The 15962-nt window shown below is 69.0% G+C and carries 14 protein-coding genes; 9 read left to right on the top strand and 5 right to left on the bottom strand.

Features of this window, described 5'->3' with window-relative positions; genetic code table 11:
- Positions 1 to 142: 142 nt before the first annotated feature.
- Together KCH87_RS00065 and KCH87_RS00060 are read right to left on the bottom strand one after the other, a co-directional pair.
- Complete coding sequence (locus tag KCH87_RS00065) at positions 143 to 466, bottom strand: hypothetical protein (RefSeq protein WP_210583085.1); 324 nt, start codon at positions 464 to 466, stop codon at positions 143 to 145.
- A 206-nt stretch (positions 467 to 672) separates the two neighbouring features.
- Positions 673 to 1659 carry a helix-turn-helix domain-containing protein gene (locus KCH87_RS00060; protein ID WP_210583084.1) on the bottom strand — a complete coding sequence of 329 codons (987 nt, stop codon included), beginning with the start codon at positions 1657 to 1659 and terminating at the stop codon, positions 673 to 675.
- Positions 1660 to 1775: 116 nt separating this feature from the next.
- Here KCH87_RS00060 and KCH87_RS00055 point away from each other — a divergent pair, with 116 nt between their 5' ends.
- Positions 1776 to 3131 (top strand): FAD-binding oxidoreductase, encoded by a 1356-nt coding sequence (locus KCH87_RS00055; protein WP_210583083.1) that lies wholly within the window; start codon positions 1776 to 1778, stop codon positions 3129 to 3131.
- 316 nt (positions 3132 to 3447) lie between these two features.
- Here KCH87_RS00055 and KCH87_RS00050 read toward each other — a convergent pair whose 3' ends face one another.
- On the bottom strand, positions 3448 to 4209 hold the full coding sequence (locus tag KCH87_RS00050) for a MerR family transcriptional regulator (RefSeq protein ID WP_210583081.1): 762 nt from the start codon (positions 4207 to 4209) through the stop codon (positions 3448 to 3450).
- Positions 4210 to 4401: 192 nt separating this feature from the next.
- Between KCH87_RS00050 and KCH87_RS00045 the strand changes: the two genes are divergently transcribed.
- The 5 genes from KCH87_RS00045 (at position 4402) to KCH87_RS48615 (ending at position 8658) form a co-directional block, all read left to right on the top strand.
- Positions 4402 to 5088 (top strand): DUF3159 domain-containing protein, encoded by a 687-nt coding sequence (locus KCH87_RS00045; RefSeq protein ID WP_210583080.1) that lies wholly within the window; start codon positions 4402 to 4404, stop codon positions 5086 to 5088.
- A 147-nt stretch (positions 5089 to 5235) separates the two neighbouring features.
- The gene (locus KCH87_RS00040; protein WP_210583078.1) at positions 5236 to 6945 is read left to right on the top strand and encodes a CocE/NonD family hydrolase; all 1710 of its coding nucleotides are present in this window, start codon (positions 5236 to 5238) and stop codon (positions 6943 to 6945) included.
- A gap of 123 nt (positions 6946 to 7068) precedes the next feature.
- Positions 7069 to 7629: a hypothetical protein gene (locus KCH87_RS00035; protein ID WP_210583076.1), complete on the top strand. Its 561-nt coding sequence runs from the start codon at positions 7069 to 7071 to the stop codon at positions 7627 to 7629.
- Between the two features lie 187 nt (positions 7630 to 7816).
- Positions 7817 to 8155, top strand: coding sequence for a transposase (locus KCH87_RS48620; protein WP_308298697.1), 339 nt, complete (start codon positions 7817 to 7819; stop codon positions 8153 to 8155).
- Positions 8152 to 8658 (top strand): transposase, encoded by a 507-nt coding sequence (locus KCH87_RS48615; RefSeq protein WP_308298696.1) that lies wholly within the window; start codon positions 8152 to 8154, stop codon positions 8656 to 8658. The genes KCH87_RS48620 and KCH87_RS48615 overlap by 4 nt, the downstream gene beginning before the upstream one ends.
- 36 nt (positions 8659 to 8694) lie before the next feature.
- Here the strand turns inward: KCH87_RS48615 and KCH87_RS00025 are convergent, their stop codons facing one another.
- On the bottom strand, positions 8695 to 10644 hold the full coding sequence (locus KCH87_RS00025; RefSeq protein ID WP_308298695.1) for a CocE/NonD family hydrolase: 1950 nt from the start codon (positions 10642 to 10644) through the stop codon (positions 8695 to 8697).
- Positions 10645 to 10876: 232 nt separating this feature from the next.
- Between KCH87_RS00025 and KCH87_RS00020 the strand changes: the two genes are divergently transcribed.
- Complete coding sequence (locus KCH87_RS00020; RefSeq protein ID WP_210583074.1) at positions 10877 to 12451, top strand: AbgT family transporter; 1575 nt, start codon at positions 10877 to 10879, stop codon at positions 12449 to 12451.
- A 21-nt stretch (positions 12452 to 12472) separates the two neighbouring features.
- A complete protein-coding gene (locus KCH87_RS48610; RefSeq protein ID WP_210583072.1) occupies positions 12473 to 13564 on the top strand; it encodes a DUF5937 family protein in 1092 nt (363 codons plus the stop codon).
- Between the two features lie 417 nt (positions 13565 to 13981).
- Here KCH87_RS48610 and KCH87_RS00010 read toward each other — a convergent pair whose 3' ends face one another.
- Positions 13982 to 14950, bottom strand: coding sequence for a helix-turn-helix domain-containing protein (locus tag KCH87_RS00010; RefSeq protein ID WP_210583070.1), 969 nt, complete (start codon positions 14948 to 14950; stop codon positions 13982 to 13984).
- A gap of 332 nt (positions 14951 to 15282) precedes the next feature.
- On the opposite strand from KCH87_RS00010, the gene KCH87_RS00005 reads away from it, so the two are divergent.
- Positions 15283 to 15723 (top strand): peptidoglycan-binding protein, encoded by a 441-nt coding sequence (locus KCH87_RS00005; RefSeq protein ID WP_210583068.1) that lies wholly within the window; start codon positions 15283 to 15285, stop codon positions 15721 to 15723.
- The last annotated feature ends 239 nt before the right edge of the window (positions 15724 to 15962 follow it).

Here is a 15962-nt window from a genome sequence, read left to right as displayed (position 1 = left end):
GAGGCGACCGCGGGTAGGTGGCGCGATCCCGCAGCTCCCTGGAGCGGCCGCTACTGGAGCGTCCAGCAAGAACTCCTATCGCAATGACTTCAGGCGTCGCCAGCAGATGAGTGCGCATCCGAGGGTCAGGGCCGATGCGTTCTCAGGAAGTGGTCTTGAGGAGTGTGTTGGCGTGCTCGGGGCGTGACTGGTAGTGATCGGTTGGGGTGGCGATGTTGTGCCAGCCGGGCTGGCGCATCAGGCCGATGGCGTGGTTGCGCAGGGTGGTCATGAGGCGGGGTGGGGTGCCGGTGCGGATTCGGGAGGTGTCTTCGCCGTAGGTGACGTCTGGCACGTGGTGCAGGGCTTCCACCGGCCAGTGGTCGTGGACGAGTTCGGTCAGGCGGGCGGGGTCTGTTTGCTGGGGGGTGAGGTTGGTGGCGGTGTAGACGGTCTTCGTCTGGGCCCTGTCGGTCTGGTGGTTCACGCGGCCGAGTTTCACGGTCAGGCAGTCGCGCTGATGTCGCTGACTCTCGCCCGGTCGCTGCGTCACAGTCGGCAGCCGCTGCCCGGTGCCGTTGGAGAGGGCGGCATGGAAGTGGAGTGACAAGCGCCTTTCGGGGGCGTGTGACCGGCCGGTCTTCAGCAGGGGCCGCCGGGGCCGTTTGCGGTGCGGCTCAGGTCAGCTTCGACTCACTGCGCTGGTGACCCGCCTGGGCGGGTGGCCGTGCGGGCGAACTCGGCGGGGGTGCGGCCGTACCGGCTCTTGAAGGCGCGGATGAAATGGCTGCTGTCGGCGAACTGCCAGTGGGCGGCCAGCTCCGCGACGCTCGGCCTGCCCACCGGGGTGAGAAGTTCGAGCCGGGCTTGTTCGAGCCTGCGGCGGCGGATGTAGCCTGCGACGCTCTCCTCGACGGCCGCGAACGCCCGGTGCAGCGTGCGTACGGAGACGCTGAGTTCGCGAGCCAGCATCGAGGGGGAGAGGTCCGGGTCGGCGAGGCGGCTGTCCGCGAGGTCTTTCGCCGCCTGGGCCAGTGCGGGGCCGAGGTGGGGTTCGGTGCCGTCCGCCTGCTGCCTCAGTACCCCCTCGACCAGGGCGAGAAGGGCGTTGCGGGCGGCCAGTGCGCCGGTCCCGGTGAGGTCCTGGGCGGTCTGGTCGACCAGGTTCAGGTGGCCCAGGAGCAGTCGCACTTCGGCCGAGGATGTCGGTCCGGTGATCAGCCGGTCGCGGATCAGGTGGGACAGGGGCGATGCGGGCAGGAGGAGTACCGTCGCCGTGGTGCGCCGCGCTTCCTCGAACGTCGGCGGGCCGTTGCGCTGGAGCATGAAGTGCCCTGCGGGGACGGTGTGGTCGCCCTCGCGCGGCCGGGCGAATCGCCACGCGTTGTGCCGTATCACGTGCATCACCACTTGCTCGTCGCCTTGGTGGAGTGAGTTGGTGTGGGTACCGGTGAGTGACTCGCTGCGGACATCGGCGATCACCGCGTCGTGCGCCGTGACGGCACGGGCACTGATCCTGAAGTCGCCGGAGCCCGGCGTGAAGTCGGGCGCCGGATGTTCCTGGCCGAGTTGTTCTTCCCATCCGCGCCAGAAGCGGCCGAAGCGCGCTTGCACGGTGCCGGGTGCGGTGGCATCCGCGGCGGACGTGCCGCTGGAGTCGGGCTCGTCCGGCACCGTCATACTTGCCTCGCCTTCTCCGTGACACGGATGTGCCATCGGTATGGCACTGGCGTTCAAGCGTAGACGGCGCCGCACTTCCTAGTGTGATCACTGTGACAACATCGGGAAGGAAAACCATGTGTTCCGCGAATGCGGTCGATGAACTCTCCCGTCGTCTGGGGGAGCGGTTGAGGGCTGACCGTGTGCACCGTCCGGGTGACCCGGCGTTTGCCGGCGCGGCGACGCTCTGGAACGGCGCGGTGACCACACGGCCGGCTCTGGTCGTGCGGCCGCGTACGGGTGCGGAGGTTGCCACAGCCGTTAGCGCGGCGCAGGAATTCGGCGTGGGTCTGTCGGTGCGCGGAGGTGGTCACGACTGGGCCGGCCGGGCGCTGCGCGAGGGCGGGCTGGTGATCGACCTCGGCGAGATGCGTGATGTACGGGTCGAGGGGAACACCGCCGTGATGGGAGGCGGAAGCCTGGCCGGTGACGTCGTCGCGGCTGCCGCATCGCACGGCGCGAACGTCGCCACCGGGACCGCCGGGGTCGTCGGCATGGCCGGGCTCAGCCTCGGCGGGGGCTATGGCCTGTTGCTGGGCACGGCCGGCCTGGCCGCCGACAATCTGCTCGGCGCGGAGGTCGTGCTCGCCGACGGGCGGCTCGTCTCGACCGAGGACGACCCCGAGCTGCTGTGGGCGCTGCGCGGCGGCGGCGGGAACTTCGGTGTGGTGACGACGATGCACGTCCGCCTCCACCCCGATCGCGGCCTCGTCGGCGGCATGGTCCTGTTCCCCTGGGAAGAAGCGGCGACGGTGCTGGCCCGGTACGCGGAGCTGACCGCGAGTGCTCCCGACGGGCTGACCGTCCTGCTGGAGATGACCTTCGTCCCCGATGTCGGGCCGTGCCTGCTCGCCGTGCCCGTCTGGTCCGGTGAGCAACGGCACGCCGATGCCGCCATCGCCGACGTCCTGCGGCTCGGCACCCCGATCTCCAGCACGGTCGGCCCGATCACGCAGAAGGACCTGCTGGCCCAGTTCGACCAGCACGTACCCCACGGGATGCACTGGGACCTGCGCACCCGCACCATCGCCGCACCCACGCCCGGCATCATCGACCTCCTCATCAGCTCCGCGGAGGCACGGCCTGGGCCGGGAGCGGGAATCGGACTACGGCAGTTCCACGGCGCCGCCACCCGTGTCGGCGCCGACGACACCGCCTTCGGCCTGCGCACCGGCCATGTCGTCGTCGAGATTTCAGCCGGTCGCGGACCGGACGACGACGCCAGTGCGTACCGGAAATGGGCCGAAGACGTCAGGACGTCACTGGAGCCACACGCCCTGCCGGGCGGCTACCCCAACTTCCTCCTGCCGGATCAGGACGACCAGGTCGCACACGCCTACGGCTCCCACACGGCACGCCTGATCGCGGCCAAGCAGTCCTACGATCCCCGGCACGTCTTCACCGCCACCCCGCTCCCGGACCGTGGACTGTGAGAAGCAGGAGGATGTCTTCCGGCCGGATGCAACTCCGGTGCGCAGGAGGGCATCTGGAAGATCTGTGACCAGTTCCTGTGTTCCTCGGCGGAGTCGGCGAGTTCCGGCACCAGGTGCACGTTCAGGAAGCGACGGCCTCGGTCTTCTCGTCACGGGCGAACCGCTCGGCCGCCTGAGGGCGCACCCGTTCCCGCTTCTCCTGCTCATGGGGCGTCGGCCCGCCACGATGGGCGTGTCGCATGACGACGTCGTACCGCAGCGATCAAGAAGCGTCACGGGCTGAGGGACTCCGCGGGTTCAACCTGAGTAAGTGCGCTCAGATCCCGGTGCTGTCAGGCGGTTCGGTGCCCCGCCGTGCTTCGGCGAGCAGGACGCCCAACCGGCGCAGGACGTCCACCTGGGCGTCGTGGTAGATGTCCTGGACGGCCTGGCCGACGGTCTTTTTCGCGAACTTCTCGCCGCGCGGGGCGTCGGCGGGCAGGGTGCTCAGACCCGGGTGCTGCCGGTACAGCGAGTGCACGAAGGCGACCAGCCCCTCGGCGACGTCGGCGCGGGTCTGCTCGTCGGCGTCGGCGGGCAGCCGCTCGAACCTCTCACCGGCGGCATCGATTACGGGGTTCCTCATCAGGTCCGCATAGGCCGCCGTGCCCTTCGGGCCGAGCACCCTGCTCATCACGGTGACGAACGAGCGATCCGCGTCGGACATCGGGGTGTCGACCGCGGCCGCGGCGAACTCCGCAGGCAGGTCGGTCGGAACCGACTTCTTCAGGATGAACCCGAGTTCCATCCTGGCCCGCTGCAACCGTTCGATGGTGGCCGCCAGTTCGGCGTCGAGCGTGCGCAACGCCTCCTCCGGATGATCATCGGACTCGCCCATCTCGGCGATCTGGGACAGGGGGAACCCCAGGTCGACAAGGCGCTTGATGCGCAGCAGCCGCACGAGGTGGGCCACGCCGTACTGCTTGTAGCCATTGGCCCGGCGTTCCGGCTCGTCGAGCAGACCGACCTCGTGGTAGTGCCGTACCGCCCGCAGGCTGGTGCCCGCGAGCTCGGCGATCTCACGCGTGCTCCATGCCATGGCTTCGCACTCCGTTCGGCTCCTCGCGCGTCAGCGCACGGCCTCGGCTCACTCCATTCGAAACCATGCCGTCGCGGCACCCTCAAGCGCCACCCCACCCCTCCGTAAGGGCTTGACTGTGCCGTGACGGCACGGTTTTTCGTGGTTCCCATCGCATCGACGGCACGGGTTCGCGAAGACCGGGGAGACGCCATGACCGAGCACCACCGCACCGACACGGCCGGGCACCATCCCGCCGACAGGACACCGGCCGAGCCCGCCGCGCAGAGCGCAGCGCATCAGAAGCTGCTCGACCAGCTCGGCGGTACGAAGGGGATGGTGTACTCGGCGATCCCGATCTCGGCGTTCGTCGCGGCGAATGCCGCTCTCTGGCTGCCGCTCGCGATCGGCATCGCACTCGCGGTGGCCCTGCTGATCACCGTGTGGCGGATGGCGCAGGGGGAGCCGTTCAGCGCGGCGGGCGGCGGTGTCTTCGGCGTCGCGGCCGCCGGTGGCGTCGCGGCGTGGACCGGCTCGGCGGGTGGCTTCTTCCTGATCGGCATCTGGGCGAGCTGCGCGGGCGCGGTGCTCCTGCTCGTCACGTTGCTGGCCCGCAGGCCGGTGACCGGCCTGCTGTGGAACGCGCTGCACGGCAACAGGCACACGTGGCGGGGCGACCGCCCCAGCCTGCTGGCGCACGATGTCGCCACCGCCACTCTGACCGTCCTGTTCGCAGCGCGGTTCGGTGTGCAGCAGTGGCTCTACGAAAGCGATGCCACGGGCTGGCTGGCTCTCGCCAAGGCCGGTATGGGCATGCCCCTGCTCGCATTGGCTCTGCTGGTCGTCTTCTGGGCGTTCCGCCGGACGACCAAGCGGCTCGTGGAGCCGGTGAGCCGGTGAGCCGGTGAGCCGGTGGGCCGGGCGATGGCCCGGCATGACCGTGCCGCGACGGCACGGTGCCACCTCGCACCGGCAGAGCCCGCACCAGCAGAACCCCTCGTTGCCGCCGAACTCAGGGTCGGCCGCACGTCGTTTCCGGAGGAGACCATGAAGAGGATTCCCGTGCCCGCCGCGGCCTCTGCGGCAGTCGCCGCGCTGGCGTTGGCCGGTGGGTCCGTCGGCCCTGCCGGCGCGGCACAGTCCGCTGCCCCCACGGTGGCCACCGCCGATGACCCCGTGACACACAGGGACAACGAGCGTGTTCCCAAGGGCGCGGCGTGGACCCAGCACTACTTCCCGTCCTCGGACGGCTCCGGCACCGAGCTGCACGCCGATGCCCTGCTGCCGGAGAAACTGCCCCGGGGCGAGAAGGTGCCGGTCATCCTCTCTGTCGGCGCCTACTTCGGGCACTCCGGAGAGCTCACGGACGAGAAGTGGCCGAAGACAGGCCCGTCCGCACGCTTCGAGGACCTCGTCGAGGGAGGCGACCTGTTCGAGCGGGGCTACGCCCTGGTGCAGGTGGACCTGCGTGGCTTCGGCGGGTCCAGCGGCTGCCTCGACTACATGGGCAAGGGCGAGCAGGCCGACGTCAAGGCGGCGGTCGACTGGGCGGCGAAGCAGCCGTGGTCCACCGGCATGGTCGGCATGTACGGCAAGTCGTACGACGCGACGACCGCCCTGGTCGGCAACAACCTGGACCAGGACGCGCTCAAGGCCGTCGTCGCCCAGGAACCCGTCTGGGACATGTACCGCCTGACCCGCTCCAACCGGGTGCCGAAACTGGGCGGGGTCCTCGCCCCCAACTCCTACAACCAGATAGCGCAGTTGCCGCCGCTGCCCGACGACCAGAAGCGCTACCGGAAGAACAGCCGGTACGAGCTGAAGCACCCCGAGTGCACCGCGTACAACACGGACAACAACCTCAAGCCCTACCCCGAGGATCCGTACTGGCAACAGCGCGACCTGGCGAAGCAGGCCGAGGGCAGCGACACCCCGCTGTTCCTCACCCAGGGCTTCATCGAGTCGAACACCACGCCGGAGGCGATGCAGGAGTACCTCGCGGGCCACCAGGGCACCGAGCGCGGCTGGCTCGGCCAGTGGGACCACGTGCGCGGCAACGACCGCACCGAGGACGGGCGTCTGCAGATGGGGCGGGCGGGCTGGTTCAAGGAGGTGATGTCCTTCTACGACCAGCACCTCAAGGGGATCGCTCCCACGACCGACTACCCGGCCTTCGCCGCCCAGGACAGCACCGGAACCTGGCGTTCCCAGGACACCTGGCCCCTCTGGGACCGGTCCGCCGACGTGGTGCTGCGCGACGGGTCCTACGTGGACCGGGGCGAGCCCGGCGGCTCGGCGAGCTTCCTCACGTGGTCCGGACCGGTCGAGCGCGACATCCGCATCACCGGGACGCCCAGGATCGAGATGGACACCGAGGGCAGTGGCAACGTCATGGTCAAGCTGTACGACGTCGCGCAGGACGGCTCCGCCGTCATGTTCGACGAGCAGGTGGCGGTCGTGGATGCCTCCGGGCAGGTGGCCGTGGACCTCAAGTCGACCGACTGGCGTCTGAAGGCCGGCCACTCCCTGGCCGTCGAGATCGGCACCGTCGATGACGGCGCGTGGATCGACACCCCGACCGGCGACCGCATCAAGGTGACGGACGCGCGCCTCGGCCTCTGTGTCGACGACCCCTCCGACGACCAGGCCACCGAAGGCAAGCGCTCGCCGTACCTCGACACCTACGTGAAGGCGTACACGAAGAAGAAGTTGGCGACGCAGCCGCCGTCGTTCACGGTCCCTTCGGCTCGTGACTGATACCCGGCCGGCTCGTGCCGAACTCGCCCCTTGATCCTGCTTTTGTGCAGGCCAAGGGGCGATTCGCTGCAGTGGCGTGTTCCGGCCGGTGCAGAGCGCGGCGTCCGCTGCGGCCTGTAGGCGGTGGAGCCGCCCGGGCCCGCTGCCGACTCCGGCGTTGCTGACGAGTACGTCGAGTCGGCCGAATCGCTCACCGGCCAGCGCGACCAGAGCCAGTCGTTCCGGTTGCTCATCGCCCTGGAGGCGCTCGGAGTCGGCCGGATCGCGGGCGGCACCATGAACATCTGCGGCAAGCTCTCCGCCGTACCGCTGCCCGACCCGCCGAACGACGAGATCCTGGAGATCGGCACCCTGTACGGAATGTTCGGCGCGGCCCTGATCCGGATGATGGAGCGCGCGGGCCGCGACCCGAGCCACCGGGCTGGCTGCCGACGGCAAGACAGTCCGCGGATCGCGCACCGACGGCCACGCCGTCCACCTGCTGGCCGCGGCCCTCCACGACAGCCAGACCGTCATCGCCCAGCGCCAGGCCGCAGCCAAGAGCACGGCCGGAGCCGCGGCCGCATCCAGCAGGGCTTCTCCGAGGACGCCGAGGTGCGCGCCCTGGTCTGCGAACGCGGACGCGGCTCCAGGTCGATCTTCGGTCTCAGTGGGCATTTAGAGATGGCCTATGTCGGTAAGTAACGTTCACGGCCGTCAGGCTTGAGTTTTTTTGCCCCATACGCGCACCCACGCGTCCATCGAGCTGCAAATTTGGCCGCCCGTTTGCTCCCGTTCTCGTGTACACAGTCCGTCTGATTTGAAGATCAGGCAGAAACGCCCAGCGGCAGCGAAACAGCACCGTCCGCCGCATCCATGATCACGCTACGGCGTGAGCCAGCGGAAGCCGTACCCCAGCGACCTGTCCGACGCCCGATGGGCCTTAATCGAGCCGACGTTGACAGCCTGGAGAAAGGCACGGCTCGACCGCAGGCCCACCGGACAGCCGGCCAAGGTCGACCTGCGCGACGTATTCAACGCATTCCTCTACATCAACCGCACCGAAACTCCCCTGGAAATACCTCCCGCACGACTTCCCCAACCACGGCACCGTCTACGCCTGCTACGCCGCCCGGCGCGACGAGGGAATCCTCACCCAGCTCACCTACGACCTCACCGGCATGGCCCGCGTGTAGGGAAGGACGCAAACCCGAACCGACCGCTTCCGTGATCGACACCCAGAGCGTAAAGACCTCCACCAATGTGCCTCTGACCAGCCAGGGAACCGACGCCGCCAAGAAGGTCGTCGGCAGGAAGCGGGGCATCATCACCGGCGCACTCGGTCTGCTCCTCGCCATGACCGTCACCGCCGCGAGCCTGTCCGAGAACGCCGTCGGAATCCAGCTCCTCGACCAGGCCAAGAAGACCTACCCCCACATCTCCAAGAGCTGGGTCGACACCGGCTTCAAGAACGCCGTCATCGAGCACGGCGCCAGCCTCGGAATCGACGTCGAAGTCGTCAACAGAAACCCAGGAGTTCGCGGCTTCCACGTTGTCAAAAGGCGCTGGGCTGCCGAACGAAGTATTGGTTGGATCATGTTGCACCGGCGCCTCGCCCGCGACTGCGAGACCCTGCCCGCCAGCTCCGAGGCCCTGATCCACGTCGCCTCGATCGACAACCTCACCAAGCGCATAACGGACGAGACGACACCCACCTGGCGAGGAACTTACTAGAACATAAATGGCAATCCACCTAGATCGGACGCCCTCTTAGTGCCGCTGAGGGGGCGTCGCCGTTTCGTCCGGCCAGGCGAGCGCGTCCGCTCCTCCTTCCAGCCACACGCACAGGTGGGAGGGGTGTTCGGCATCCATGTGCACCGTGTTCACGGCTAGGGCGGCGCGGCGGGCGGCGGCCTCCGGTTCGCCGGTGTTGGTGTTGACGTCGAAGCGGGGAAAGTTGCTGGAGGAGACGTCGAGCCGGATGCGGTGGCCGGCGGCGAAGCGGTTCGCCGTGTCCGGGGCGGTCACTTCGATCTCGTACACCTCACCCGGAATGAGCAACTCCGGCTTCTCGTAGGAGCGGTGGAAGCGGCAACGGACGATGCCGTCGGTGAGGTTCATGGCGAAGCCGTGCGGATAGTCGGCGTTGGGCGGATGGACGTCGATCAGCTTGATGGTGAAGTCGGTGTCCGGTGCCGTGGTGGAGATGTGGAGCTTCGCCGACACCGGGCCGGCCAGCACCACGTCCCGTTCGAGCGGCGGTGTGGTCAGGCTGATCACGTCCGGGCGGGAGTCCAGTGGCAGGTACGGTTCCCGCGCCCCGTGCACCCGGCCGTCCGGGGTGTTCTGGTCGTAGGCTCCGCCCGTCATCACCGGCTCGCCCGAGGTGACCTGGCCTCCCATAGTGGGGACCGGGTGGCGCGGGTCGAAGTCGTAGGTCACCGACGCGGCGGCCACGGTAAGCGAGTCGAGGGTGAGGGCGCCGTCGGCGGTGAGGTACAGGACCACGGGGGCCGTCGACGCCGGCGGCCACTGGGTGTCGGTGCGCCAGTCGCCGCCGTGCTGCATCCGCCCTGCCGCATCCCGTCGGCCGCCGCCGCCGCCCATCAGGAAGTACTGGACGGCGGGGAGGTCCCCGCTCTGCGGATTCCCCTCGTCCTTGCGGCCCAGCGCCCGGTCGAACCAGCGGCGGCGGAACTCCAGGTACGACGGGGCGAGGTTGCCGTCCAGTGCCGCCCGCGGGCCGAAGTCCACGTCTCCGGCGTACGTCTCGCAGCGGTGCCCGTGCGTCCACGGGCCCATCACCAGGTAGGAGGGTGCCGACTTCAGCCCCTGCAGGGTGGTGAAGTTCTCGATGGTGGAGCGGACGTAGGGGTCGTACCAACTGCCCATGTGCAGACTCGGCGCGTCCGGGAACCGCTCGTAGAAGCCTCGCCCGTAGAGCGCCGGGATGCGGTAGTAGTCCCCGAAGGTGTCCTGCCGCCACTGCTCCAGCAGGAAGTCCTCGTACGCCGACAGGTGCCGCAGCGGCGTGCAGCCCGGACGCCACGGCATCGCACCGAACCAGCCCGTCACGTCCACCCGCAGCAGCTGCTCGGCCAGCACCGGATCCGCCGCCGCCTCCGGGCTCTGCACCGCATGCCGCAGCGCCCAGGTCACCTGCTTCAGCTCGAACGCGCCGCCCATCCGCATCCCCGCGTCGTACGCGCAGGAGAAACCGCCCGAGTCCTGGAACATGGCGGCCAGCCCCGTCGCCCCTTCGGCGGCCGCGGCCGCCTGGACGTGGGCGGAGTAGGACACCCCCGTCATCACGACCCTGCCGTCACACCACGGCTGGTTCCTGAGCCAGTCGATCGTGTCCGCCCCGTCCCGGCCCTCGCCGAGGTACTTCACGAACGTCCCCTCGGAGTCGCCGCGGCCCCGGCAGTCCTGCCGTACGACGTGGTAGCGGGCCTCGGTGAAGTGCCGGGCGATGTCCTCGGGCCGCGGGAGCGGCGCGTCGCCGCAGTCCTGGTCCGAACCGCGCTGCGCGCGCCGGCCGTACGGGGTGCGCTCCAGGAGCACGGGAAGCGCGGTCGCCTCCGGCTCGGGTGAGGCGGAGTACAGGTCGGCGGCGAGACGGACGCCGTCCCGCATGGGGACGCGCAGGGTGCGGCGCCACAGAGCGCCGCCCTGGAGGGGTTCGGGTCGGCAGGTGTGGGAGGTGTCGTAGCAGGTCACTCCCGTGACGCTAAGCATTGGCGCAGGTCATGGCGATCACTTGACGTCATCAGGTCAACTGTTCCGCCAGACGGTGACGGCACCGGACACGGGTCCTACTGTGCAGCGAATCCCGGCAACACGCCGCGTGCCTTGCGACGGATCGTGCGCGGTTCCGGGTCCCTGTTTCCCACACAGCGCTCGCCACGCGGCCGCGTAGTGCCCTCGTTCACCGTCCTCACAGGAGGCCGCCATGACCACACCTGCCCACCGCCCCCAGGAGGTGCAGGCCCCGGAGCCCGACGAGGGGGGCCGTGGCTCCCGGCTCCTCGACCTGGTCGAGCGCGCGGGCAACGCACTGCCGCATCCGTTCTGGCTGTTCTGGATCCTGGGCGGGGTCGTCGCCCTCGTCAGCTGGGCGCTGAACGCCTCCGGCCTGCAGGTCGAGGACCCCTCCTCGGGTGACCTGGTCGGCGTACGCAGCGCCCTGTCGGCGGACGCCGTACGGGACCTGATCACCGGCGCCGAGGAATCCTTCGTCACCTTCGGCCCGCTCGGCACCGTGCTGATGGTGATGCTCGGCGTCGCGGTCGCCGAACGGTCGGGACTCTTCGAAGCACTGGCCCGCCGCATGCTGTCGGGCCTGTCCCCGCGCACGGTCGTCCTGGGCGTGGCCCTGGGCGGCGTGCTGGGCAAGTTCCTGTCCGACTCCGCATACGTGGTCCTCATCCCGCTCGGCGCGGTGGCCTTCCGTGCCGTGGGCCGCTCTCCCATGCTCGGCATGATCGTCGCGTTCGTCTCCATCAACGCCGCGGGGGACGCCAACCCGCTGATCGCCCCCGGCGACGCGCTGTTCGCCTCCGTGGCCACCGAGGCCGCGCAGCTCGTCGACAAGGACGCGGTGGTCCGCGCGACGGACAACATGTACTTCACCACCGTCTCGGCGTTCATGCTGGCCGGCACCATCGCTCTGGTCGTGGACAAGATCCTCGCCAAGCGCGAGCACCACCTGACCCCCGACCCGGACCTGGAGGCCGCCGCGGCACAGCGGGTCGTCGCCGCGGAGGTCGACGACGCCACCGAGGTACGGGCCCTGAAGCTGACCGGCCTGACCGTGCTCGGCTACGGCGCGCTGATCGTGCTCGCGATGCTGCCTGCCTCGTCGCCGTTGCGCGGTGAGGGCGGCGCGATCGTGGAGTCCACCTTCATGAACGCCATCGCCGTCTTCCTCACCGTCTTCTTCCTGCTCGTCGGCGCCGTGTACGGGCGCCTCACCGGGCGGATCAGAGGGAGCCGCGCGATACCGGAGTTCATGGCAGAGGGAGTGCGCTCCATCGCGCCGCTGCTGGTGCTCTTCTTCGCCGTCTCCCAGTTCCTCGCCCTGTTCAAGTGGACCAACATCGCCACGGTCGTCGCGGTCGAAGGCGCGGACTTCCTCAAGCAGTTGGGCGCGCCCACGCTGGTGCTGTTCTCCCTGCTGATCGTCGCGGTCGCCCTGATGAACCTCCTCATCACCTCCGGCTCCGCCCTGTGGACCCTCATCGCCCCGGCACTGGTGCCGATGCTGATGCTGCTCGGCACCAGCCCGGCCACCACCATGGCGCTCTACCGCATCGCCGACTCCTGCACGAACTCCATCACCCCGATGAGCACCTCGTTCATGCTCTGTGTCGGCTACCTGCAGACGCTGCGCCGCAAGGCCGGCATCGGCACCCTGGTCTCCTTCACCCTGCCCCTCGCCATGATCATGCTGGCCCTCTGGGTGCTGCTGTTCTTCGCCTGGTACCTGCTGGGCATCCCGCTCGGCCCGGGCGCGCCCGTACGGTGAACTCCGCCGTACGCTGACGGCGTGAGCATCGTCCTCGACCTCGGAAGGCTCGGCCCCGCGGACCTCGCGGCAGGCCCCTCCGCGCTGTCGGAACTGATGGCGAGCCTGCACGTACTCGCCGAACCCGAACACCACCCGGAGGCCGCCGGCTGGGCGGCCCGCGCCACCGCGGCGGGACCCGAACTGCGCGACGAGTTGTCCGTGTTCGCTCCACTGTGGGCCCGCTACCGCTGCCGCCTGTTCTTTCCCCGTACGGTGCCGCTCGCGGCGAGCCTCGACGAAGAACTGGCGGCGATAGAGGAACTGCCGAAGGACGACTTCCTCGAGCTGGTGGCGCCCGGAGTCCTCGGCACCGGCGCGCAGCCCGTCCCGCGGACCCGCGAACTGCGGGCCGGCACCGCCGCAGCGGAGGACTACACACGCCGCTGCCTGCGCCGCTCCTACGCCCGCGGAGAGCTGGCGCGACAGCTGGTGGCGGCACCGCTGGAACTGCGGGACCGGCTGCTGGCGGTGCTACGGGCCGCCGACACCGCGTTCTTCGCCGAGGACTGGCGCACCCTGCGGCCGCCCCTGGAGGACCACGCGCGCGAGGTACGGCGCCGACTGGCGGCCCGCTCGCCCGCGGAGGTGCTCACCGAGCTGCTGCCGACCGCGGCCCGGGTCGGACCGGGGGAACGGGTACGGCTGGACAAACTGCAGATCGACGAGGTGAAGGTGGCCCCGCGCCCCCTCGTCCTCATCCCGTCCGCGCGGGTGTGGCCCCATCTGACGGTCAAGAGCGAGCACCCGTCGTGCGTGGTGGTGCAGTACGCGGCACGCGGCACCACCCCGGACGGACAGCTGACCCTGCGCGATCTGCACCGCCGGCTGATGGCACTGACCTCGCCCGCCCGAATGGAGCTGTGCCGCCATCTGCTGGGCGAGCCCATCACCACATCCGAGCTCGCCGCCCGACTCGGCTCCAGCGAACCCCAGGTCTCCCGCGCCCTGCGCACCCTGCGCGACGCGGGCCTGGTGCGCTCCACCAGGAACGGCAAGCTGGTGCGGCACCGGCTCGCCACGGACGTCATCCAACGGCTGGGCCACGACGTCCTCGCAACCGTGGCACGGTGAACCGACGGGAGAAGCCCGGGCCTACGAGCAGCGCGGGCGGCGGCTGGGCGAAGATGTCACACACCGCCGGATCGAAGTCCGCGAGCAACAGACGGGCCAGCTCCAGGCGGCCCTCGTAGACCACATACCCACCCGTCGTCGCCGACGCGTACTCGCCCGAGTAGTGAGGCATCTCGTGTGCGCTGACTGGACCTCGCGCCACGGCTTCGACTCCCTGAAATCCGCCAACCGCCACCGCCGGACAGGCGCTTCACATACCGCAACATGCCTGAGCGGTAGCGGCCACGGAAGGCATCTCGACGGGGCCAATCCCGGGATCTGGCCAATGGATTCGACGTAGAGTCCCGCGCGGTCTGACCCCTGCCGCAGACCGAGCGTCCAAGGTCGGTCACGCGAAACTTGGCCGCGCGGAGACCATCACGCGGAGGAGCGGGGGTGGTTCTGGTCGCGCCAGGCCCGAGGCGAGATTCCGTAGGCCTGCTTGAACACCTTGCTGAAGTGGGTCGCGTCCACGAAGCCCCAACTTCGTCCTGTCGCTGCGATGGTCCGCAGTCGGCCGTTCGGGCCGGCCAGTTCTCGCCTGCATGCGGCCAGGCGGCGTGTGCGGATCCAGTCTCCGAGGCTGATGCCCGACCGGGACAGCACAGCGTAGAGGTGACGTACGGAGATGTCGTGTGCGGCGGCGATCCGTGCCGCCGACAGATCGGGATCAGCCAGGTGCTCCCTGAGGTATTGAGTGATCCGCAGGCTGAGGGTCGCCTCCAACGGCGCCTTGGCCAGGTTGGCGTTGCCGTGCTGGGACGTCAGGGCGGCGCGGAGGAGTTCGATGCTGGGTTCCACGACGGCGTCGGCGTGCACGCTCTGGTGCAACGCGTCGCTGACGGCCAGTTGGGAGAAGTAGGTGAAGGCCAGGCGCGCAACGGGGTTGTCGGATCCCAGCGGGACCGCGGCAAGGTCTCGTAGCAGCCGCTCGGGGAGCGCGAGTGCCCCGCGGGGGAACCGGAAGAAGTGGTCGTCGATTCCCTCGTCGAAGAGAAGTGTGTAGGGGGCGGTCGATTCGTAGACGGCGAAGTCTCCCGGCCTCAGCAGGCACTGGCGACCGTTCTGCACCACCAGGCTGGTGCCCGTCGTCTGAAGACTGAGGAAGACGGCCGGCTCCTCGTCCTCGCGGGCCAGCCGCTCCGTGCGACGGAGAGTGGCCGCGGTCGCCCGCGCCGAACAGATCCTGAGGGGTCCAATGGCGTCGAACCCTACGCGAACGGAGATGTCCTCAGCCGGAGGACGGTGATCGATATCGACCGCCACCATGGATTCCCACAGCGCGTGCCGAAGCACTTCCTCCCGGTCCTGCGGCGCCATGAACGCGGTGTCCAGGACCGGGCTCATGACGCAGGCCTTCGTCTGTATCGGTCATAACACCGGCCTGACAAAGCCTCGGCCCGTTCCCCCACAGCAACCCCTCAACACGGACGATTTCCGACATCAGCTTGGCGGGATTGTCTCTCGCTGCGCAACGGCTTCGCCGGTCACACACAGGGCCCTCACCTGATGAGGCGTCACCTTGAGGCGGTGCACGACTGACAAAGTTCCCTGCACGGATGACAAAGTCCGAAGCCCACGACGACCCTAAGGTCCATGGGCGAGGCCAGAGAAAGATAGCTGTTCAGCAGGCGCGGACGCGCATAGATCAAACTCCTTACTGAAAGGAAGCAATAGGCATGCGCAAGACAGGTAAGAGCAAGGCACTTCTCGCGACCGGGACCATGATGGCGGCCCTACTGGGAGGAGTGATCACCGCTGCCCCAGCCCACGCAGCAGACCCGGTGTGTACCGGATCCACGACGGTACAGACCACGGGGGACCGGCACTTCGTGGTGCCGAAAAACGTCGCGAACAGCACGATTTACTGCTACCTGCAGTACGGGCATACCGGTGCCGGGGTCAGAGCCCTGCAGAAGAACATGAACAGCTGCTACGGCAAGACGCTCACACTTGACAGCAGCTTCGGACCGGCCACCCGAGATGCTCTCCGAGACGTTCAGGGCAGGATCGGCGCGGCGGTTGACGGCGTCTACGGCCGCGAGACCATGAGCAAGATGAAGTGGGCCCGCTACAGCAACGAAACCGGCGCGCGGTACGACTGCGTCAGTCTGCCGTGACTTAAGGCCCACTGCTTGTGGGTAGATCGTCCGGTGGCGGATCAGGGTGTGGCGGCCGTCTGACGGATCACGTGTCGATCGGGTTCTTGGACGGCGGTCTTCGGCAGCTAGGCCACCACATCAGTCAACGCCCGCGACGGGCGGCCGGCCATGGCCGTGACCGCCACTCGTACCGCCTACGCTGCCGCCGCCCACTGCAGTCCGAGGGCGGCGAGCGCGGCGAGTGTGTGTGGGTGGTG

Source organism: Streptomyces sp. GESEQ-35 (genome assembly GCF_017948485.1).
Taxonomy (GTDB): domain Bacteria; phylum Actinomycetota; class Actinomycetes; order Streptomycetales; family Streptomycetaceae; genus Streptomyces.
The sequence above is the reverse complement of the archived record's forward strand: the minus strand, read 5'-3'. Positions and strand labels throughout refer to the sequence as shown.